General features: G+C 44.7%; 20 protein-coding genes. 18 read left to right on the plus strand and 2 right to left on the minus strand.

Translation table 11 applies throughout. The annotated features are described in order from the left end of the window. Window positions 1–163: 163 nt before the first annotated feature. From ACLTOH_RS12925 to ACLTOH_RS12960, 8 genes are all read left to right on the plus strand, one after another. Window positions 164–451: a hypothetical protein gene (locus ACLTOH_RS12925; RefSeq protein WP_117467114.1), complete on the plus strand. Its 288-nt coding sequence runs from the start codon at window positions 164–166 to the stop codon at window positions 449–451. Beyond that, on the plus strand, window positions 448–672 hold the full coding sequence (locus tag ACLTOH_RS12930) for a hypothetical protein (protein ID WP_117467112.1): 225 nt from the start codon (window positions 448–450) through the stop codon (window positions 670–672). Before ACLTOH_RS12925 ends, ACLTOH_RS12930 begins: the two co-directional genes overlap by 4 nt. Before the next feature lie 379 nt (window positions 673–1,051). Then, the gene (locus ACLTOH_RS12935; RefSeq protein ID WP_337415087.1) at window positions 1,052–1,270 is read left to right on the plus strand and encodes a GrpB family protein; all 219 of its coding nucleotides are present in this window, start codon (window positions 1,052–1,054) and stop codon (window positions 1,268–1,270) included. A gap of 15 nt (window positions 1,271–1,285) precedes the next feature. Next, window positions 1,286–1,768 carry a GNAT family N-acetyltransferase gene (locus ACLTOH_RS12940; RefSeq protein WP_302768457.1) on the plus strand — a complete coding sequence of 161 codons (483 nt, stop codon included), beginning with the start codon at window positions 1,286–1,288 and terminating at the stop codon, window positions 1,766–1,768. Between the two features lie 365 nt (window positions 1,769–2,133). Beyond that, a complete protein-coding gene (locus ACLTOH_RS12945; RefSeq protein ID WP_302768459.1) occupies window positions 2,134–2,646 on the plus strand; it encodes a hypothetical protein in 513 nt (170 codons plus the stop codon). A 36-nt stretch (window positions 2,647–2,682) separates the two neighbouring features. Next, a complete protein-coding gene (locus ACLTOH_RS12950; RefSeq protein ID WP_302768461.1) occupies window positions 2,683–3,165 on the plus strand; it encodes an NUDIX hydrolase in 483 nt (160 codons plus the stop codon). A 21-nt stretch (window positions 3,166–3,186) separates the two neighbouring features. Further along, entirely contained in the window at window positions 3,187–3,624 is a 438-nt protein-coding gene (locus ACLTOH_RS12955; protein ID WP_302768463.1) for an NUDIX hydrolase, read from the plus strand. Between the two features lie 97 nt (window positions 3,625–3,721). Next, the gene (locus ACLTOH_RS12960) at window positions 3,722–4,111 is read left to right on the plus strand and encodes an SWIM zinc finger family protein (RefSeq protein ID WP_412224226.1); all 390 of its coding nucleotides are present in this window, start codon (window positions 3,722–3,724) and stop codon (window positions 4,109–4,111) included. A 238-nt stretch (window positions 4,112–4,349) separates the two neighbouring features. Here ACLTOH_RS12960 and ACLTOH_RS12965 read toward each other — a convergent pair whose 3' ends face one another. Then, a complete protein-coding gene (locus ACLTOH_RS12965; protein ID WP_337417899.1) occupies window positions 4,350–5,852 on the minus strand; it encodes a methyl-accepting chemotaxis protein in 1,503 nt (500 codons plus the stop codon). A gap of 202 nt (window positions 5,853–6,054) precedes the next feature. On the opposite strand from ACLTOH_RS12965, the gene feoB reads away from it, so the two are divergent. After that, the gene (gene feoB, locus ACLTOH_RS12970; protein ID WP_227064595.1) at window positions 6,055–8,394 is read left to right on the plus strand and encodes a ferrous iron transport protein B; all 2,340 of its coding nucleotides are present in this window, start codon (window positions 6,055–6,057) and stop codon (window positions 8,392–8,394) included. A gap of 123 nt (window positions 8,395–8,517) precedes the next feature. Here the strand turns inward: feoB and ACLTOH_RS12975 are convergent, their stop codons facing one another. Next, on the minus strand, window positions 8,518–9,393 hold the full coding sequence (locus ACLTOH_RS12975; protein WP_118538677.1) for a LysR family transcriptional regulator: 876 nt from the start codon (window positions 9,391–9,393) through the stop codon (window positions 8,518–8,520). A gap of 202 nt (window positions 9,394–9,595) precedes the next feature. Here ACLTOH_RS12975 and ACLTOH_RS12980 point away from each other — a divergent pair, with 202 nt between their 5' ends. The 9 genes from ACLTOH_RS12980 (at window position 9,596) to cas1c (ending at window position 21,083) form a co-directional block, all read left to right on the plus strand. After that, the gene (locus tag ACLTOH_RS12980) at window positions 9,596–10,933 is read left to right on the plus strand and encodes a sodium-dependent transporter (RefSeq protein WP_337415084.1); all 1,338 of its coding nucleotides are present in this window, start codon (window positions 9,596–9,598) and stop codon (window positions 10,931–10,933) included. A gap of 181 nt (window positions 10,934–11,114) precedes the next feature. Further along, on the plus strand, window positions 11,115–12,572 hold the full coding sequence (locus ACLTOH_RS12985) for an aldehyde dehydrogenase (RefSeq protein WP_118538675.1): 1,458 nt from the start codon (window positions 11,115–11,117) through the stop codon (window positions 12,570–12,572). A gap of 160 nt (window positions 12,573–12,732) precedes the next feature. Further along, on the plus strand, window positions 12,733–13,668 hold the full coding sequence (locus tag ACLTOH_RS12990; RefSeq protein ID WP_337417903.1) for a hypothetical protein: 936 nt from the start codon (window positions 12,733–12,735) through the stop codon (window positions 13,666–13,668). A 23-nt stretch (window positions 13,669–13,691) separates the two neighbouring features. Beyond that, entirely contained in the window at window positions 13,692–15,851 is a 2,160-nt protein-coding gene (gene cas3 / locus ACLTOH_RS12995) for a CRISPR-associated helicase Cas3' (RefSeq protein WP_337545214.1), read from the plus strand. A gap of 237 nt (window positions 15,852–16,088) precedes the next feature. After that, on the plus strand, window positions 16,089–16,751 hold the full coding sequence (gene cas5c, locus ACLTOH_RS13000; RefSeq protein ID WP_337545213.1) for a type I-C CRISPR-associated protein Cas5c: 663 nt from the start codon (window positions 16,089–16,091) through the stop codon (window positions 16,749–16,751). Then, window positions 16,748–18,478 carry a type I-C CRISPR-associated protein Cas8c/Csd1 gene (cas8c, locus tag ACLTOH_RS13005; RefSeq protein ID WP_337545212.1) on the plus strand — a complete coding sequence of 577 codons (1,731 nt, stop codon included), beginning with the start codon at window positions 16,748–16,750 and terminating at the stop codon, window positions 18,476–18,478. Before cas5c ends, cas8c begins: the two co-directional genes overlap by 4 nt. Further along, entirely contained in the window at window positions 18,479–19,390 is a 912-nt protein-coding gene (cas7c, locus tag ACLTOH_RS13010; RefSeq protein WP_337545211.1) for a type I-C CRISPR-associated protein Cas7/Csd2, read from the plus strand. After that, window positions 19,390–20,055, plus strand: a complete 666-nt coding sequence (cas4, locus tag ACLTOH_RS13015; protein ID WP_178025717.1) for a CRISPR-associated protein Cas4 — start codon at window positions 19,390–19,392, stop codon at window positions 20,053–20,055. The genes cas7c and cas4 overlap by 1 nt, the downstream gene beginning before the upstream one ends. After that, the gene (gene cas1c / locus ACLTOH_RS13020) at window positions 20,052–21,083 is read left to right on the plus strand and encodes a type I-C CRISPR-associated endonuclease Cas1c (protein ID WP_337545210.1); all 1,032 of its coding nucleotides are present in this window, start codon (window positions 20,052–20,054) and stop codon (window positions 21,081–21,083) included. Before cas4 ends, cas1c begins: the two co-directional genes overlap by 4 nt. Window positions 21,084–21,088: the final 5 nt, after the last annotated feature.

Below are 21,088 nucleotides of genomic sequence, written 5' to 3' on the forward strand. Positions count from 1 at the left end.
AACATATCTCAAGGATGCTCTGTCTATTAATTTCCTACAGTAAATTTACCCGAACCAGAACAGAAAAATGATTGATGAATAGGGGATTTATGAGTATAATATAGGTGTAAGTAACAAAATTGAAATTGATTTTGACAGATAGGGACAGGAAGGATGTGATTGCGTGGTAACAACGGAATCTATAACCATTAGAGTACCGGCAGGAATGAAGAAGTACCTGGCTGATACAAATACAGAAACAGAACTCACCAGAAACGCACTTTTATTATATCCTTATATAGCAAATCAGACCATTTCCCACGGAAGAGCAGCAGAAATTCTGGGGATAAGGAAATCAGAACTTATCGACATCTACGATAAGCTGGGGTATTCTTATTTTGATATGACCATGGATGATCTGGATACAGAACTGGAAACATACCGCCAACTGAAAAAGGGGGCAATGGTATGATAGTTGTATCGGATACAACACCATTAATATCATTGCTTAAAATAGAAAGACTTGATTTGCTGAAAAAGCTATTTGAAAATGTGCTTATACCACAGGCAGTATATGAGGAACATGAACTTACCTCGGATGAGGTGAAGGAATGTGTTTCGGGTTTGCAGAGAGCAGGTCGACATATTGGACAGAGGCATTATCAGATGCTGTTGGATATGTTGGAAGATTAGATTCTTGAACGGATATCAACTCTGGTTCTACTGAATGATTGTGGTTCTAATCTGGTTCTAAAAAGTTTTGAAACCATATAGACAAGATGATAAAAGATATAAATTTCATGCAAAAAGAAATAAAAAATGGTAGAAAAATATGGTGGATATATGAAATGGGAGCAGAGTTTGAATAAGGATTAATATTAGACCTAGAGGATATTGTTTCAATATCCTCTAGGTTTTATGTTATAAACTTATAAGCGTGTTAAGTTTATAATCTTGATTATTGCTATTTACTTAGTGAATTTTGGTAAATAATAAGTGCAGAAGAGGGAAATCACATTGGAGTATAAGGAAGTACAACAGATTGCAAAGAAAACCATAGAGTATGGGTGATATGGAAAAGGATATCAGGACACACCATATTCACGTTGTGAAATGGAACGGAACCGAGTGGAAAAATTATATTCGTTTCAGGGATTATCTTAATGCTAATGGTGACGTGGCTTTGCAGTATCAGAAGTTAAAGGAAGAACTGGAAAGTAAGTATGCAGGCGATAGGGCTGTGTACACAAATGGCAAGCAGGATATGATAAATAAAATTTTAAACGAATGAGAGAGTGCGGTAAGTATGTTAAGATTAAGACCCTATAATAAAAATGATGCGAAAATAATTATGTCATGGATAAAGGATGAGACATCTTTTTATAAATGGACAGCAGGAGTTTTAGGGGAATATCCAATTTCTGTGGAGCAGTTCAATACGGTAAGTAATCTTATGGCATTTACTGCTATTGATGATAATAAGATAGTAGGTTTCTTTACTATGAGAAGACCGAGGGAATCCTTTGAGGAATTACGGTTTGGCTTTGTAATTGTTGATCCGGAAAAATGCGGACGGGGATATGGAAAAAATATGTTGAAATTAGGCTTAAAATATGCCAAAGAAATATTTGGTGCAGACAAGGTTTCACTGGGAGTTTTTGAAAATAATGCTCCAGCTTATTATTGCTATAAGGCAATAGGCTTTGAAGATGTGCCGCAAAATGAAATAGAAAAGTATACTGTAATGGGGGAAGAATGGAATTGCCTTGAATTGGAGATAAAACTATAAAGTTGATAATTTTTGATATGGCAGTATGATGTTTAGAACTACATTATATTTAAAATATTATGACTGATACGAAAGAGGAATGAAGCATTATCATGGAATTCTTCAGTTTGTTTTCTACAGTATTTTTTAATATAGCAATCACTTTTGGCTTTCTATTACTTATATATCTGTTCTTCTTTCCGACCCGAGCCCGGAAAGATCTGAAACCGGTTAAGTATATTTCATACAAAAAGGATCATTTTCAGGAGGATTTTGATTTTTCCTGTGAATTTTGCGGATCCATGATATCTTCCAGAGACGAAAAGTGTCCCACCTGTGGAGGCAATTTCGGAAATAACAAAGAGTATCAGCGAAAGAAACGGGCCATGCAACAAAAGTATTTAGAGTATATGAAATCCCAGGAGAAAGCCATAGCACAGGAAATGGAATATATAAGCAATACGATGCAGGCAATTCAAAAATATAAGTTGATACGCCACAAATATTACAACTTTGAAATCGGAGAGTCTCCGGTTTATAAACCCGCAAGTGATTATGAATTTACCTGCGAATACTGCGCTAACAAGATAAGGGGAAAAAGCACGGATGAAAAGGGGTGCAGTAATTGTGGGGCTTCTTATAAAGAAAACCTGGAATTATTGCTACGGGAAGAGGAAGATCGTCTGGAAAAACGCCATTATGACGAATATATGAAACTGAAGGATCTGGAGTGGGAGCAGAATATCAGGAACGAGCGAAGAGATGCAAATATCGACGAAAAGTATGGGACACCTATCCGATTTATGGAGAAAAACGCAAAGGGGATTGCTTTGGCCATTTTATTTGGAATCATGATGATTTCGGTGGGAATAACATTTTTGATTTTAAAATTTAGATAAGACATGATGAATATATCTGATGTAAGGAGAGATTCCATGGACATTCTATTTAAAAACGATGATTTTGTATTTTCCTACAGGGTCGGTGGTATATTGATCCATAAGGGAAAAATCCTGTTGCAGCGTCCGAAAAATGACGCCTACGCTATCATCGGCGGGCATGTCGCCGCTATGGAGACCAGCATGGAAACGTTGAAACGGGAGTTTGAAGAAGAACTTCATGCGAAGATAGAGGTAGACAATCTGTTGGCTATAGGTGAAATTTATTTTCCGTGGGGGAAGAAACCCTGTCATCAGATCTGTTTGTATTATAATGTTCATTTACTGGACGATGGTATTCCCATGAATGGGGTGTTTCATGGATATGATGAACTGGATCATGAGAGAGTCGATCTGGACTTCTGCTGGGTTTCACTGGAGGAATTAAGGAAGGGTGCGAAGGTATATCCATTGGAACTGATACCTTACATACTTGAGCAGAGAAAAGAAACGGTGCATTTTGTTTCGAAGCAGATTTAATTGAGAGGACATGGAAAGAAAATGCTGGAAGTAAAATTTTATGACTCAGTGGATGATTCCCTGTTGAAGTTTGCGGTGATTGTCTCACAGAGCAATGGAAAATGGGTATTTTGCAAGCATAAAGAAAGAGACACCTATGAAGTTCCGGGTGGACATAGAGAAGCCGGTGAAAGCATTCTTGAAACGGCGAAAAGAGAGTTGCAGAAAGAAACCGGTGCTGTCAGGTTCGATATGAAGCCCCTGTGTGTATATTCTGTAACCGGAAAGACCAGAGTAAATGATACGGGAGAAGAATCCTTTGGGCTACTTTGCTATGCGGAGATAACAGAATTTGCGACAGAACTGCATAGCGAGATAGAGAAGATAGTGCTTTTGAAGGAACTGCCGGAGGCGTGGACATATCCGTTGATACAACCTCAATTGATAGAGAAGTATTTGCAGATGAAAAATTGTGATTAGCACAAGCTGATTTCAACAGATCCTTGTTTGGAAAATAGAGAGGTACATAAGAATGGGATTAATAGAAATGGCCAGTGGTAATTCCGTCTGGTGCGGCATGGATTATTATGAAAGAAAAATGGTGTGCTCATGGAAGAAATCCGGTGAGGAAACATATGACGGAGTAGTATCCGGAAGCGAAGGAAATAAATATTCAGTGCATATAGATAAAATGCATCCCAGAAAATCATCCTGTAATTGTCCGTTTGCGGAAGGCAGGCGCATCATCTGCAAGCATATGATTGCGTTGCTGTTTACAGCAGAGCCCAAAGCTGCAAAGGATTTTTTAAGACAGGTAGAGGAATGGGAGCAAGAGGAAAAAGAAAGAGAACGGTTGCATTATAAAGAACTTAGTGAGTATGTGAATAGCCTTTCCAAAAAAGAACTGCAAGAACGTTTATATGACGCACTTGTGGAACTGGAAGACATTAGAAACAGATATTGGTAAGAGGTGGAGAAAGCAGTTCGGAGTACCACGGCATCCATACAGAAAAAGCCGAAAGCCTAAGCTTCCGGTTTTCCACATTGCAAATATAGCCTAGAGTTACGTCAAGGGATACAGGATATGTTTCCGATAACGGAGAAATACATAGAGCGGGAATATACGATAGGCAGTAATTATCTCATGATTACCAGTGAGCATACTGTGAATGAAATTGAAATAGCAAAACAAAAACGCAGGAGGTCTAACCCTCCTGCGTCTCCATCTCATCGGTGGTAGAGCGGATATGTTCTACCGCCGTTTTTACTTGTTCTGCGTAATCCAGGTTGTTCTGGCTCATGGTGTGTACCTGCTCGGCATTGGCGGTAACTTCTTCGGTTACAGCGGACAGATGGGAGATGTTTTCCATAATTTTATTATTGGATTCTGACAATCCCAGAATGTGGTGATTTACTTCTTCTACCTGGGAAGCCAGTGCTTCCATATTTTTGTTCAGCTGTTCGAAAGTCTCGGAAGCGGCCAGTATCTTTTCGCCCTGCTGTTCGGTAGCTTCGATGGAACCGTTGATAGTGTTGACTACCATGTTGGCATTGGTATTCAGATCGTTGGTAATCTTGGTGATCTCTTCGGTAAAACTCTTGGTCTGCTCTGCCAGCTGACGGATCTGCTGTGCTACAACAGCGAAACCGCGTCCGGCTTCACCGGCACGGGCACTTTCGATGGAAGCGTTCAGAGCTAAAAGATTTGTTTGACCGGAGATTGCCATGATGCTTCCGGCGATAGTTTCCACCTCTTTTGTCTTTTCCTGTAATTTTGCCATGGCGTCGGTGACGGAATGGTTGGTATCCTTGATCATGGCGGACTGCTGTTTTAAGGATTCCATAGCAGCCATGTTCTTACGGATGCTTTCGTTAGAATCTTGGGCGATCTGCACCATCTGCTCGGAGATATGACTGGTCTGCTCGATAGCATTCTGAATCGTACCGGTCATCTGACTCTGCTCTTCGATGCTGGTGGCAGTCATATTGGTGGCATCGGAGATCTCCTGCATGCTGTTGGCAACGGATTCCGTCGTCTGTACCAGCTGGTTCATAAGATCTGTGGTTTTGGTGGTCTCCTGATGTACGGTCTGGGATACGTCCAGAATATTATCCAGTACTTCTTTTACATGGTTATGTTCTTCCCGGGAAGAACCGATGGCGTCATTATTAAAAAGTATTGTGATCTTACCGGTCTCCAGAATAATAATTCCGATCAGGAATACCAGCAGGGTAGAGCAGACGGCATTCACATCCTGACCGTAGATTCCCTTCGCGGCCTGAACGATCATGACGATCAGGTAGAGCACGAATAATCCCAAAGCGGTTTTCTTCAGAGATTTTTTCTCATAATAAGGAATCTGTAATATGAAAATGGCGATCAGCGCATAGTGAATGAAACTTGCATCTGTCTGTAAACCAACCAACAGATACTCAATGCCGATCTCGATGGTAGCGAAGACTTTTAATAGTCGTGTCGCCTTATTTCGAAGGTGTGTCACGACATTTACCACACAGAAAACGGCGATCAGAATGGTATTTGCGTATGTAACAATGGGCGAAATGTTGTGATTTATCAGTTTTAACCACAGATAAAACAGGAAAACAATCGCCAAAAGCGAAGAAGCGATAATATAGAACCGGTTCATTCTGATATTGCGTTCCGAAGTATTCGTATAACGATATTTATTATTTTCTTTCATATTCATAAGTTCCCTCCCTTTTCTATTGATACTATTTTAATTGTAACTGCTTTCATCAATTTTTTCTACATTTTTGTTCCATTTTTTAAAAAAATATGGAAATAAAAAAAACAAATTGATACTGATTTTCAATACCAAATGCGCTATAATACTTCTGTTACAACACAGAACATTAAAATGTTGAGATACGAAAGGATACAGAAGTGTTATGACACTGAAAGAATTGGAAATCGGTAAAAGCGCCGTGATCGAAACCGTCGGTGGTTCCGGAGAACTCAGACAGCATTTCCTGGATATGGGTATGATCCCGGGAGCGGAGGTGACGGTGGTAAAGCTGGCTCCGATGGGTGACCCCATGGAATTGCAGGTGCACGGCTATGAACTAACGTTGCGTTTGGCGGAAGCGGATCAGATCGAGATCGCACCTATATCGAAGAGAACAAGAGAACATAAAGGGCTGGACCGGGTGACGGATGCGGAGCACCCGGGATTAGGTGAGGATGGAAAATACCATTCGAAAAAAGATGAGAATCCTTTGCCGGAGGGAACGACATTAACGTTCGCCCTGGCGGGAAATCAGAACTGCGGCAAGACTACACTGTTCAATCAGCTCACCGGTTCGAATCAGCATGTGGGAAATTTCCCCGGAGTTACCGTAGACCGTAAGGACGGTTCCATCAAAGGGTATCCGGATACTTTGGTGACAGACCTGCCCGGTATTTATTCCATGTCCCCTTACAGCAGTGAAGAGATCGTATCCCGTAATTTTATCCTGTATGAGAAACCCAGAGCTATCATTAATATCGTGGATGCGACGAATATCGAGCGTAATCTGTATCTGACCATGCAGTTGTTGGAAATGAACATTCCCATGGTCGTAGCCCTGAACATGATGGATGAAGTCACCGGCAATCACGGTTCCATCGATGTGAATGCCATGGAGGCATTCCTGGGAGTACCCGTAATCCCCATTTCTGCTGCGAAAAACGAAGGTGTGGACGAACTGATCCGCCATGCAGTCCATGTCGCAAAATATCAGGAACGGCCGCTGCGGCAGGATTTCTGCGATAAAAACGATCATGATGGTTCCGTACACCGCTGCATCCATGCGGTGGGGCATCTGATCGAGGATCATGCGGAGACTGCAAAGCTGCCCCTGCGTTTCGCAGCCAACAAAGCCATTGAAGGAGATCATCTGATTCTGGAGAAGCTGCAGCTGGATGAAAATGAAAAAGAAATGCTGGAGCATATTGTCTGCCAGATGGAGACAGAGCGTGGTGTGGACCGGAGTGCGGCTATCGCGGACATGCGGTTTGATTTTATCGAGAGATTATGTGAACAGACGGTAGTAAAGCCGAAGGAAAGCAAAGAACGGATCCGCAGTGAGAAGATCGATCGGATCCTTACCGGAAAATATACGGCAATCCCTTGTTTTATTGTGATCATGATATTGGTGTTTTATTTGACATTTAATGTGATCGGAGCCTGGCTGCAAGGGCTTTTGGAACTGGGAATCGGCAGACTGACAGAACTTGCGGATGCAGCCATGACAGCGGCCCATGTCAACAGTGCAGTACAAAGTCTTGTGATCGACGGTATTTTTACCGGGGTGGGCAGCGTATTGAGTTTCCTGCCTATTGTGGTGACCTTGTTTTTCTTCCTTTCACTTATGGAAGACAGCGGTTATATCGCCCGTGTGGCATTCGTGATGGATAAGTTGCTTCGAAAGATCGGTCTGTCCGGACGAAGCATCGTACCCATGCTGATTGGTTTCGGCTGTACGGTTCCGGCAGTCATGGCGACGCGGACGCTGACCAGTGAGAGAGATCGTAAAATGACGATTTTGCTCACTCCGTTTATGAGCTGTTCTGCAAAATTACCGATTTATTCGTTCTTCGTGAGCGTATTTTTCCCGGGAAAGGGTGGACTGATCATGTCGGCATTGTATCTGTTTGGTATCCTTATGGGAATTCTGGTAGCATTTTTATATCGGGGCACGTTGTTCCAGGGAGAACCGGTGCCTTTTGTAATGGAACTGCCTAATTATCGTCTGCCCGGAGCGAAAAATGTAGGACAGTTGTTGTGGGAAAAGGCGAAAGATTTTTTACAGAAGGCATTTACTGTGATCTTCATTGCAACGATTGTAGTATGGTTTTTACAGAGTTTTGATCTGAAACTGAATCTGGTAGAGAATTCAGCCAACAGTATGCTGGCAATGCTATCAGGTCTGTTGGTTCCGGTGTTCCGGCCGCTGGGATTGGGAGACTGGCGGATCTGTACGTCTCTGATCAGCGGATTTATGGCAAAAGAAAGTGTGGTAGCAACCCTGGAAGTATTGTTCGGCGACAGCATTGCCACGGTACTTACCCCGCTGGCAGCCGCTACATTACTGGTATTCAGTCTGCTGTATACGCCCTGCGTGGCAGCCATCGCTTCTGTCCGCAGAGAACTGGGTGGAAAATGGGCCATTGCCGTGGTACTCTGGCAGTGTCTTGTGGCATGGGTGGCAGCCTTTTTGGTACATGGAATCGGAATGCTTCTGGGATGAAAATTCCTCGATAAGCGAATATTGGATAGAAGTGTGGGAGTGCGCAGCACGAAACAATTCGTAGGAATTAAAGGTGGGGCTTTTGCCCCCGGCATCCATATATAATAGAAAACCTGCAGGGGATTATTCCTCCTGCAGGTATTTTATTACACATTTCAGTTCCGGTGAGATCCATTTGTTCCTATGATATAAAAGCTGCCGCCAGATATCCGGCTGAATCTCCGTCATGGGGAGGCTGACGAGATTTCCTTTTGCCAGATCGTCCGCTACAACGAACTCCGGCAGATAGGAGATACCGAGACCCTGACACAGAAGATTGCGGATCAGCTGGGTATCGCCCACCTCCATGATGGGCATTGTCTCCTTACCGTTTTGGGAGAGCAGATCATCCAGAGCAGCCCGGTAACTCATGTTTTTCTCCGTCAGGATCAGCGGATATTCCAAAATCTGTTCCAGGGTGATCTGAGTCTGTCCGGCTAAGGGGTGACCGGCACCGGTGACAAAATGAATATCCACTGGAGCTTCGAAAGCGGTCACATAATTGTGATTAAAAATACGGCGGTCCAGCGTGTATACAATGTCCACTTGATTCTGCCCCAGCATCTGGAACATTTCGTCAGTACTGGTAGCAATGATCTTCAGGCGGATGCCCGGATATTTTTCATGAAAATCCTTAAAACGGCTGTGAAATTCCCAGCTGGCCAGGGACTCTGCAATGGCGATCCGCACCAGACCCTCCGGGGCGGTATTACCGCTGATGTGGGTGGCTTCCGCAGCAAGCCGCAGAATCTGCTGGGCCAGGGGTAACAGCTTCTCCCCTTCGTTGGTCAGGGTTACGGTATGCCCGATCCGTTCAAACAGAGGGATGGACAGCTCCTTTTCCAATTGTTTGATCTGAAAGGATACGGTGGACTGGGTATAACCCAGACGTCCGGCCGCCAGTGTAAAGCTCTTCAGTTCGTTCACCATAACAAAGGTTTCCAGATTTTTGACATCCATAGGGTAGATACTCTTTCTATATTGTAAATTCAATTCTTCGATCAATGCAATGTAAATAATTTGTTTTTCAAATATTTAAGAAAATTATATAATGAGAAAATAGGGCTGTCAATGTGAAAAGATGGCGAAAATATGGGAAAACAGCAAAAATATATGTCGTATCCCATGTTTAGAATAAGTAGTTTTGGGAAGGATCATGGGTATGGAAAACAGAGAAAGACTGGGGAGTCGTTTGGGATTTATCATGCTGTCGGCGGGGTGCGCCATCGGCTGCGGAAATGTGTGGAAATTCCCGTGGATGTGCGGGCAGAACGGTGGCGGAAGCTTCATGCTGATCTACGTGATCTGCCTGATCGTGCTGGGCCTGCCCACCATGATCATGGAATTCTCCGTGGGGCGTGCGGCGCAGACGAGTCCACTTTATATGTATCGGAAATTATCCGGCGGCAGGGGCAAATGGAATCTGTGGGGCATCGTCTGTCTCATCGGAAACATTGCGCTGATCGCTTTCTATGCGGTGGTGTCCGGATGGATCCTCTATTATTTTGTAAAATTTCTGACAGGGCAGAATCAGGATTTCGGATTTGAAAAAATGATCACGACGCCCTCGGTGAATGTGACATATCTGTTGTTCACCTTACTGATCGCTTTTGTCATTTTAAGCTTCCATCTGCAGGGTGGGCTGGAACGTATTACCAAATATATGATGTCAGCCTTGATCGTGCTGATGTTGGTGCTGGCGGTGCACAGCTTTACACTTCCGGGAGCAGGAGAGGGATTGAGCTTCTATCTGATCCCTCATTTTTCCAAAATCACCGGTTCTGTGGTGGTGGGCGCCATGAATCAGGCATTTTTCACATTGTCCGTGGGAATGGGCGGTATGGCGATCTTCGGAAGCTATGTCGGCAAGGACCGTTCTCTCATGGGTGAGTCTATCCATATTATTATCCTGGATACACTGGTGGCAGTGATTGCCGGTATCATTATATTTCCGGCATGCTTTACTTATGATGTGGAAGTGACGGCGGGTCCCAGCCTTCTGTTCGATACTATGGCGACAGTATTTAACAACATGGCAGGCGGCAGATGGTGGGGAACCTTATTTTTCCTGTTCATGGTGTTCGCAGCCATGTCCACAGTGCTAGGCGTGTGTGAAAATATTCTGGCCATGGTCCGGGAACTGACCGGATGGTCGAGACCGGTAGGATGTATCGTCTGCGGTGTGGGAACGTTTCTGTTGGCATTGACAACGGCGTTGGGCTTCAGCGTGATCCATTTTCAGCCCTTTGCGGCGGGAACGACCTGGTTGGACTTCTGGGATTTCCTGGTGTCCAACAATATCATGCCCATAGGTTCGATCCTGCTGGCAGTATTTTGCTGTTATAAGGTCGGCTGGGGCTGGGACAAATTCCTGGAGGAAGCCAACGAGGGAAAAGGATTGAAAGTGCAGCATTGGATGAAGCCGGTGTTCAAGTATTTTGTTCCGGCGGCGGTGTTGTTCATTTATGTGTACGGAATAGTGAATTTTGCGTGGAAATAGGAGAAATGAGATCAAGATAGGAAGAGACAAACGACGGTGGGGTGAGAACTCTGCCGTTTTTGTGTATAGGATGAGCAGGGAAGCGGTTGCACCGAGACTCAAAATTGGGTAGTATGTAATTATTCAGAGGTGGTTTTGTGAATAGTTATGGCAGTATAAAGAATAGAAGCAGGAGACATCTATGACAGAGCAGGAGATCCGGACGATATTGAACAGACAAAGAGAATATTTTGCTACGGGAGCCACACTTTCCCGGAAATTTCGGGCAGAACAGCTGGGAAAATTAAAGGCCTCCCTGCAGCGCCATGAAGAGGAACTGAATGCTGCACTGCAACAGGATCTGGGAAAAAGCCGGATGGAGAGCTATATGTGCGAGATCGGACTGACGCTCTCGGAGCTGACCTGGATGCAGAAACATCTGCGGGGGCTGATGCAGGAAAAGAGAGTGCCGACACCGCTGTCACAGTTCGCAGCGATAAGCTTTCGCTCTCCGTCACCCTATGGCACCGTGCTGATCATGAGCCCCTGGAATTACCCGGTGTTACTGACGCTGGATCCGCTGATCGATGCCATAGCTGCCGGAAATACGGCGGTGGTGAAGCCCAGTGCATATGCTCCGGCGACGGCAGCTGTGCTGAAAAATATTCTGGAAGAATGTTTTCCGATAGAATACGTGGCTGTGATCACCGGCGGCAGAACGGAGAATCAGGCATTATTGCAGCAGCGGTTTGATATGATATTTTTCACCGGAGGCAAGACCGTGGGACGGGAGGTGCTTAGAAGCGCTGCGGAATATTTGACCCCGGTGACGCTGGAGCTGGGCGGGAAAAGTCCCTGCATCGTGGATGCTACGGCGAAGCTTCCGTTGGCGGCGAGGAGGATCGTATTCGGAAAATATCTAAACTGCGGGCAGACCTGTGTGGCACCAGATTATGTGTTGTGTGATGTTAGGATCCGCGACCGATTGGTGGAAGCTATCCGGGCGGAGATCTCGAGACAGTTTGGTGCGGATCCCCTGCAAAATCCGGATTATGGAAAAATCATCAACGAAAAGCATTTTCACAGACTGCTGGGGCTGATGGATGCGGAAAAGACCGTCTGCGGCGGGCAGTATGACGAAAAGACTTTGCGGATTGCTCCCACAGTGATGACGGATGTGACCTGGGAAGATGCCGTGATGGGAGAAGAAATCTTCGGACCGATCCTGCCGGTGCTGACGTATAATGCACATGATGCAGAGAAAGGTGTTGCACAAAATGATTTTTGCAGGGATGCTTCCGGGACGCATGCAGCCACGGGAGACTTTGTGGATTGGGCAATCCGCTGTGTGGAGGAACATCCTCATCCGCTGGCACTGTATTTCTTCAGTGAAGATAAAAAAGCCCAGAGACGGATCTTGGATCACTGCCATTTTGGCGGCGGTTGCATCAACGACACCATCATCCACCTAGCCACCAGCGCCATGCCCTTCGGCGGCGTGGGCGAGAGCGGCATGGGCGGCTACCATGGACGCGCCGGATTCGAGACTTTCAGCCATTATAGAAGTATTGTGGATAAAAAGACATGGACGGATCTGCCGATACGGTACCAGAGGTATGATGAGATGAAAGAGAAGATGTTACGGAGATTTTTGAAGTAACGTCATCCTAAAATAGAAGTTATGTCCTGAAAAGTGTAAGATAACATTGGATTACGTCCTGAAAAGTGTAGCGTATAGTTCATATTACGTCCTGAAAAATGTAATGGCAGGGTATTTGTGGGAAATAATATCGAAATCGAGAAGGAAAGAAGGTAATCACATGAACTTTAACAAACAAAAATGCATTACGGCAGTGATTTTGCTGTTGGTCGCTATTCTATCCATAACCGTTATCGGAAAATACGCCTCCGCCCCGGAAAATCACCAGAAAACCATAGCCTCTCTGGATGAGAAAAAACAGACGGTCATGGAGCTGACGGCGGCATCCACGGTGACTTCGGCGCTGATCACATTGCTTCCGGGAGACACGGCAACGCCCATCGCGGAGAAAATGGCAGATGTCAGCGGATATCTGCTGGTGGTCCTCTGCGCTATCTATCTGGAAAAATATCTCGTGACGATTACCGGCTATGTGGCATTTACCTACCTGATTCCGATTGCCTGTGGCTTGTGGATATTCAATCTGATCTTTGCAAATGCCACGGTACGAAAACTGGCAGCAAAGTTGGCGGTGTTTGGCTTGGCGATCTCCCTCGTGGTGCCTGCCAGTGTGAAGATATCCGACCTCATCGGAGACACCTATCAGGCCCAGATCGAAGCTACCATTGAGGATGCCAGGAACACACAGAATATACTGGAAAACAGTGGCGTGGTGGATGACACTAATGCGACGGAAACAACCGGAATCGGAACAACAGAAGTTCCTGGAACTGTTACAGGTAACGTGCAGGAGAAGGAAAACAATAACTCCGGATCTGTCTCAAACATTTTCGACTGGGCAAAAGATGCCATTTCCGGCGCTAAAGATTCAGTGGCAAATGTTGTGGAAAATGTGACGATTTCTACCGAAGATCTGGTACAGAAGGTGGAGAATTCCCTGAATCACTTTATCGAGGCGGTTGCCGTGATGATCATTACTTCCTGCGTGATCCCGATGCTGGTGCTGTTACTGTTCTTCTGGATGGTGAAGATCGTGCTGGATGTGGATCTGAGTGGCGTGAAGATCAAGGGGATGCTGCCGGAGCGGAAGGAATAGATTGTAGGAAAGAGGGGAAGAACATGGAATACCTTGCACACATTGATGGGGACAGAGAGCAATCAGTAAAAGAACATTTACAGGGAACCGCAGAGCTTGCAGAAAAATTTGCTGCAAAATTCAGGAAAGCGGACTGGGGATATTGTTGTGGAATGTTACATGACATTGGAAAATATTCCGCGGAATTTCAAAAGAAGATCAAAGAAAATCTGGATATCCGGGTGGATCATTCCACTGCCGGGGCGAAGGTCTGCGAAAATTTAGATGGCTGCTATTGGCTTCTGACTTACTGCATAGCAGGGCATCATGCAGGGTTGCCGGATCTGGGACGAGAGGGATTACCGTCCTCTTTACTGGGGAGACTTAAGAAAAGGTTGTGCGATTACAGTGCGTATGAAAAGGAAATAGAAATCCCTCAAATTACCACACCACCCATTGCCATGAATCCGGAAAAGGATCCAAACTTTGCGCTGAGTGTATTTATCCGCATGCTGTATTCCTGCCTGGTGGATGCCGATTTTCTGGATACAGAACAGTTTATGAACAACGGAACGGTTCAAAGGGATTCCGGAGAGAGCATGGATGTTCTTTTGGAGAAATTGCAAAATTACACAGCAAAATGGCTTATAAATCGGAATGATACTACGATTGATGGAAGACGATCTGAAATTCTCCGGAACTGTCTGGAAATGGGAAAGTCCTCCAAAGGATTGTTTCAGCTTACGGTACCCACCGGTGGTGGCAAAACTGTGGCTTCTCTGGCCTTTGCGTTGCAGCATGCGGTGGAGAACCATATGGACCGTGTGATTTATGTGATTCCCTATACCAGTATTATCGAGCAGAATGCGCAGGTGTTCAGGGAAATCCTGGGTAGTGAAAATGTGTTGGAAAATCACAGCAATGTAGACTATGAGAGCTCGGAGGAGTTCAAACCCATGCAGTTGGCAGCGGAAAACTGGGATAAACCGGTGGTGGTTACCACAAATGTCCAGTTTTTTGAATCCCTGTATGCCAATAAGTCCTCCAAATGCAGGAAATTACATAATATAGTAAACAGTGTCATCATATTCGATGAAGCGCAGATGCTTCCTGCGAATTATTTGAAACCGTGCATGGCAATGATAGAGGAACTGTTGCAACAATATGGCACGAGTATCGTACTGTGTACGGCGACACAGCCGGCATTACAGCAGTTTCTGCCTGAAAAGTATGTTGCCCGGGAATTATGCCCACGGAGAGAGGAACAATTTCGATTTTTTGAAAGGGTAACCTATCAGAATATTGATACTGTCACAGAAGAGGAAATGGCGGAAAAATTGCAGCAGGAGTGGCATGCACTGTGTATCGTGAATACGAGGAAAAGGGCGCAGCGGCTTTACGAACAACTGCAGGGAGAGGGCGTTTATCATTTGTCTACCACTATGTATCCGGTGCATAGGAAACGGGTGCTTGCGGAGATTAGAGAACGTTTGGATGACAAAAAAGGAAAAAAATGTATCGTCATTTCGACCAGTCTCGTGGAAGCCGGGGTGGATCTGGATTTTACTTCGGTATATCGGGAACTAGCCGGTGTGGATTCCATTATTCAGGCAGCAGGACGTTGTAATCGAAATGATAAAAGAGGAAAGGAAGAGAGCATTGTCCGCATCTTCCAGTGGGAAGACAAGGAAAGGGTATCCCGACAGCGGCAGCAGATCGACACGACGAAAAATCTGCTGGCGGAGGGCAGAGATATTACTGCACTGGATAATATCACAGAATATTTTCGGAGACTATATCGCATCAAGGGCGAAAGCCTGGATATAAAGAAAATATTGGACAAGTTCAAGGACGGAAATTATCAATTTGCAACAGTAGCCGGAGAATTTAATCTGATTGAGGAAAATACAGTTACGGTATATATCAACAGAGAACCGGAAGCGGAGGCACTTTTGCAGGAGATTCTACAGCAGGGACTGACGAAGAGCCGTATGCGAAAAGCAGGGCAGTATTGTGTAAGTGTTCGGAAAAAAGGGGAATATGAGAAACGGAATATGTTGTTTGAAGAAATGCGTGATGCGGGGATGGTAGAAGCGGTAGATCTGGGTGCGCAGGATTTTTATGTGCTGACGCAGGAGGAACAATACCGGGAAGACACCGGATTGAAACTGGAAGTGGAATTGGGTGGAATGATGATGTTTTAATATTGCAGGAAATGGAAGTAGCGGTACACGATGGAAAAGTGTACCGCTATTGCTTTATAAAGAAAATCATAGTATATTAAATTTGTCAGATAAATATAGATAATCTAAAATATTGTCATAACATATCTACAAAAAGACAGTATTTTATAAGGGGGGATTATTGTCGGACAGAAAGTAGTACTACAAGGGAACGGTAAACGGGAACAGCACTTTCATTGTGGAAAGAAGGTGGAATAAATGGGAGTCGGAGTAAAAGTAAATGTATGGGGAGACTATGCACTATTTACAAGACCCGAACTTAAGACAGAACGCTACAGCTATGACATCATCACGCCCTCAGCGGCACGCGGTATTTTGGAAGCCATCTACTGGCATCCGGGAATGCGGTGGATCATCGACAAAATCTATGTCAAAAACCCTATTCAATTTACAAGTGTACGACGAAATGAAGTAATCAGTAAAATTTCAAAAAATAAAATGTTAGATGCGTATAATGGAGTCGGTAAGTCATTGTATATATGCACCAAGGAGGAGATTGTACAGCGTGCGTCTGTTTTGCTATGCAATGTTTCGTATGTTATTGAGGCACATTTCGAAATCACGCCAAAAGCAAAGGATTCTGATAATCCCGGAAAATTCAAGGACATTATCATGAGACGATTACGAAGAGGAGAATGCTATAGCATGCCATACTTCGGCTGTAGAGAATTCCCGGCACATTTTGCTCTTTGCGAGGAAGAAGAGATTCACACAGCCTATGATGTAGTAGAAGAAAAAGATCTTGGCATCATGCTGTTTGACATGGATTACAGTGATCCGGAAGATATCAAACCTATGTTTTTCCGGGCAATAATGCGTCACGGCGTGGTGGATCTGAGAGATTGCGAGGTGCTGCGATGATACTACAGGCACTGGTAAAATACTATGAAAATCTGGCAGAACAGGGGAAAGTATCCAGGTTGGGATGGTGCCATGCGAAAGTGTCCTATGAAATCAATTTGTCTTCGGAGGGGGATATCATAGGTATTACTTCCCGAAAAATAGAGGATATGCGTGGTAAGAAAGTAGTCTGGGTACCGACAAATCTCGTCGTGCCGGAGATGGTGACCAGATCTTCCGGTGTGGCAGCTAATTTTCTGTGCGACAATTCCAAGTATATGCTGGGTATTGACGCAGATGGAACGAACTCACGTGTAGTGGATTGCTTCCAGGCGACGAAAGAAAAGCATGGACAGATTCTGCAATCTGCACAGGGAAAAACAGCCCGGGCAATTTTAGCCTATTTTGAAAAATGGGATCCGCAGAAAGCATCAGAACATCCTGTGATTCGGGAAAACTGGGAAGAATTGACAGAAGGCGGCAATCTTATTTTCTCTGTGGAAGGGCAGGAAGCACAGGAAGATCCGGAGATTCGAGACTGTTGGGAAAACTATCGGGCGCGGAATGGTGGAGAAGATAACGGCATTTGCCTGGTTACCGGTAAAAAAGCCGAGATATCACGAATCCATAAAGCAATCAAAGGAGTACCCGGGGCACAGTCCAGCGGAGCGGCGCTGGTATCATTCAATGCACCGTCATTTGAGTCTTATGGAAAGGAACAGAGTTATAATGCGCCGGTGGGAAAATATGCGGAATTTGCATATACCACGGCACTGAATTATCTGCTGTCCCAGCGGGATTACACCTTTTCCCTGGGGGATTCCATGATCGTGTACTGGGCAGAAAGCGGTAAAGAGCAGTATCAGAAGTGTTTTCTGAATATGTTTAAACCCACGAAAGATAATCAGAAAAAACTGAAGGACATTTTCGACAGCCTGAAAGAAGGCACCAGGGTTTACTTAGAAGATGCGGAGATGGATCCGAAACAGAATTTTTACATACTGGCGCTGGCACCAAATGCAGCACGATTGTCGGTCCGTTTTTTCTATGTAAATTCGTTTGGGAAAATCATACAGAATATAGCAGACCATTATGAGCGGCTCAAGATTGTAAAACCGGCATGGGAAGAACAGGATTATCTGGGGATTCGTGACATGCTGAATGAAACCGTGAATCAGAAATCAAAAGATAAGACACCGGTTCCGAACATGGCAGCCCTTGTATTGCAGGCGATTCTGTCGGGCGGACGATATCCGGCAAGTCTGTATACCTACACACTGATCCGCATTCGGGCAGAGTGCGGTAACGTGAACTGGAAACGTGTTGCTATCATCAAAGCAGTTTTGATCAAAAATTATAATTGTATGAAAGGAGAAAATCTCATGGGATTGAACGAAGACCGCAATGATATAGCCTATGTATTGGGAAGATTGTTTTCCGTATTGGAAAGCATACAAAAAGAAGCAAACCCGACAATCACTACGACAATTCATGACCGCTACTTTAATTCCGCATGTGCTACGCCGGCAGTTATTTTCCCGGTGTTGCTCAAACTGAAAAACAGCCATATGAAAAAGTTGGAACGAGATAAAGGCGGAGCGAAAGTCTATTACGAAAAAGAAGTTGGGAAAATTATGGGCAAATTTGACGATTTCCCGAAACGCTTATCCCTGGAACAGCAGGGGCAGTTTGCACTTGGCTACTATCATCAACAGCAGGAAAAATATAAAAAAGGGGAGGACAAATAAATGAGTGAAGCTATTAAAAACAGATATGAGTTCGTAGTATTATTTGATGTGGAGAACGGTAATCCCAATGGAGATCCTGATGCGGGCAATATGCCAAGAGTCGATCCAGAGAGCGGACTGGGCTTGGTAACGGATGTCTGCCTGAAACGTAAGATCCGCAATTATGTCGAGACCGTAAAAGAGGATACTCAGGGATATAAGATTTACATCAAAGAAGATGTACCCTTAAATCGCAGTGACAGAGAAGCCTGTGCGGATATGGGAATCACCGAAACGGATGATAAAAAGGTGACAGAGGAACTTAAAAAGTTAAAGAAAAATGATCCCGGTGTAGATCTTAAACTGAAGGATTATATGTGCCGGAATTTCTATGATATCCGTACGTTTGGTGCCGTAATGACTACTTTTGTAAAAGCATCGTTGAACTGCGGTCAGGTGAGAGGACCCGTGCAGATTGGATTTGCCAGAAGTATCGATCCGATCATCAGCCAGGAAGTAACCATCACCAGAGTTGCTATCACCACAGAGAAAGATGCGGAAAACAAGAATACAGAGATGGGAAGAAAGACCATTGTTCCTTACGGTCTGTATCGTGCAGAAGGCTATATTTCCGCAAATCTGGCACGGAAAGTAACTGGATTTTCCGAAGACGATCTGGAACTGTTATGGGAAGCAATTCTTAATATGTTCGAGGTAGACCACTCTGCAGCGAGAGGCAATATGGCAGTGCGGGAACTGATTGTATTCAAGCATAGCAAAGAACTGGGAGACTGCCCGGCTTATAAATTGTTCGATGCCGTAGAAGTAAAGAGAAACGAGGGCGTGGAATATCCCAGAAAATATCAGGACTATACGGTTACCGTTCACGAGGAACAGATTCCTGATTCCGTGGAAGTAAGAAGGATGAATTAATGGAATATGCAGAAGATGATTATCTTATGATATCCGGGATCCAACACTTCAGATTCTGTAAAAGACAGTGGGCGCTGATCCATATAGAGCAACAGTGGGCTGAAAATGAACATACGGTAATCGGTGAATTAATGCATAAGAAAGCACATGATCCATATCTTACCGAAAAAAGAAGAGACACAATCATAGCGAGAGCATTACCCGTGGCGTCCAGAGAAATGGGCGTCACGGGTGAGTGTGATGTGGTGGAATTCCATAGATGTGGGGATGGAATCCGCCTGCATGGGCACAGGGGCTATTTTTCGGTATATCCGATCGAATACAAGAAGGGAAAGCCGAAGATCACAGAGGAAGACAAATTACAATTAGCGGCGCAGGCAATGTGCCTGGAAGAAATGTTTTCCACACAGATTCCGGAAGGTGCACTGTTTTACGGAGAGACAAAACGGAGGGAAATCGTGGAGATCACGGAAGAACTTCGCAGCAAAGTGCGTGAGATGTTTCAAGAAATGCATCAATATTATGAACGGCGGTATACACCGAAAGTAAAGATGGGAAAGCACTGTACTTCCTGCTCTTTAAAGGAGATTTGCATGCCAAGACTTGCAAAAACCGGTTCTGTGAAAAACTATATGGATCAGGTACTTATGGAGGAAAACGTATGAAAAAATTATTGAATACGTTATATGTTACTTCCGAAAACAGTTATCTTGCTCTGGATGGTGAAAATATTGTAATTTATGATGACAAGAAAGAATTGGGCAGAGTTCCGCTGCATAATCTTGAGGGAATTGTATCATTCGGATATCGGGGAACCAGCCCGGCACTTATGGGTGCCTGTGCAGAACGAAATATTTCTCTGTGTTACATGACTCCCCAGGGAAAATTCCTGGCACGGGTCACCGGGAAAGTGCGGGGTAACGTGATTCTGCGGGAACAACAGTATGCCAGCAGCAAAGATGAACAGGTGGGATTGGAGATTGCTCAAAATTGTATCCTTGGAAAAGTACATAATGCCAGGTGGGTTCTGGAGCGGGCAGTCAGAGATCATAGTATGCAGATTGATGCAGAGCGGGTAAAAAAGGCATCTGAAATGCTGAAAAATTCTCTGATGTTGATTCAGAATAGCACATCCAGGGACGAACTCAGGGGATATGAAGGAGAGGCAGCCAGTATTTATTTTAGCGTGTTTGACGAATTGATTCTGCAGCAGAAAAAAGATTTTACATTTCAAGGCAGGAATAAAAGACCGCCCATCGATAAAATGAATGCAATGATGTCTTTTGTGTATACATTACTGACAAATATGGAAGCATCTGCACTGGAGTGCGTAGGGTTAGATCCCTGCGTGGGATATCTGCACACAGAGCGTCCGGGTAGAGCATCGCTGGCACTGGATATGATGGAGGAACTAAGATCCGTGCTGGCGGATCGCTTTGTGCTGTCGTTGGTAAATAAGCGGATGATCACAGCTAAAAATTTTACCCAAAAAGAAAACGGCGCGGTTCTTCTGGATGATGATGGACGAAAGGTAATACTGACGGAGTGGCAGAATCGTAAAAAAGAAACCATAACGCATCCCTATTTGCAGGAAAAGTTGGAATGGGGCATGGTACCCTATGTGCAGGCAATGCTGTTGGCGCGGTATCTACGTGGGGATCTGGACGGTTATCCTGCATTCCTGTGGAAGTGAGGTGC

Origin of the sequence: Waltera sp. (assembly GCF_046969025.1) — a bacterium.
GTDB lineage: Bacteria > Bacillota > Clostridia > Lachnospirales > Lachnospiraceae > Acetatifactor > Acetatifactor acetigignens.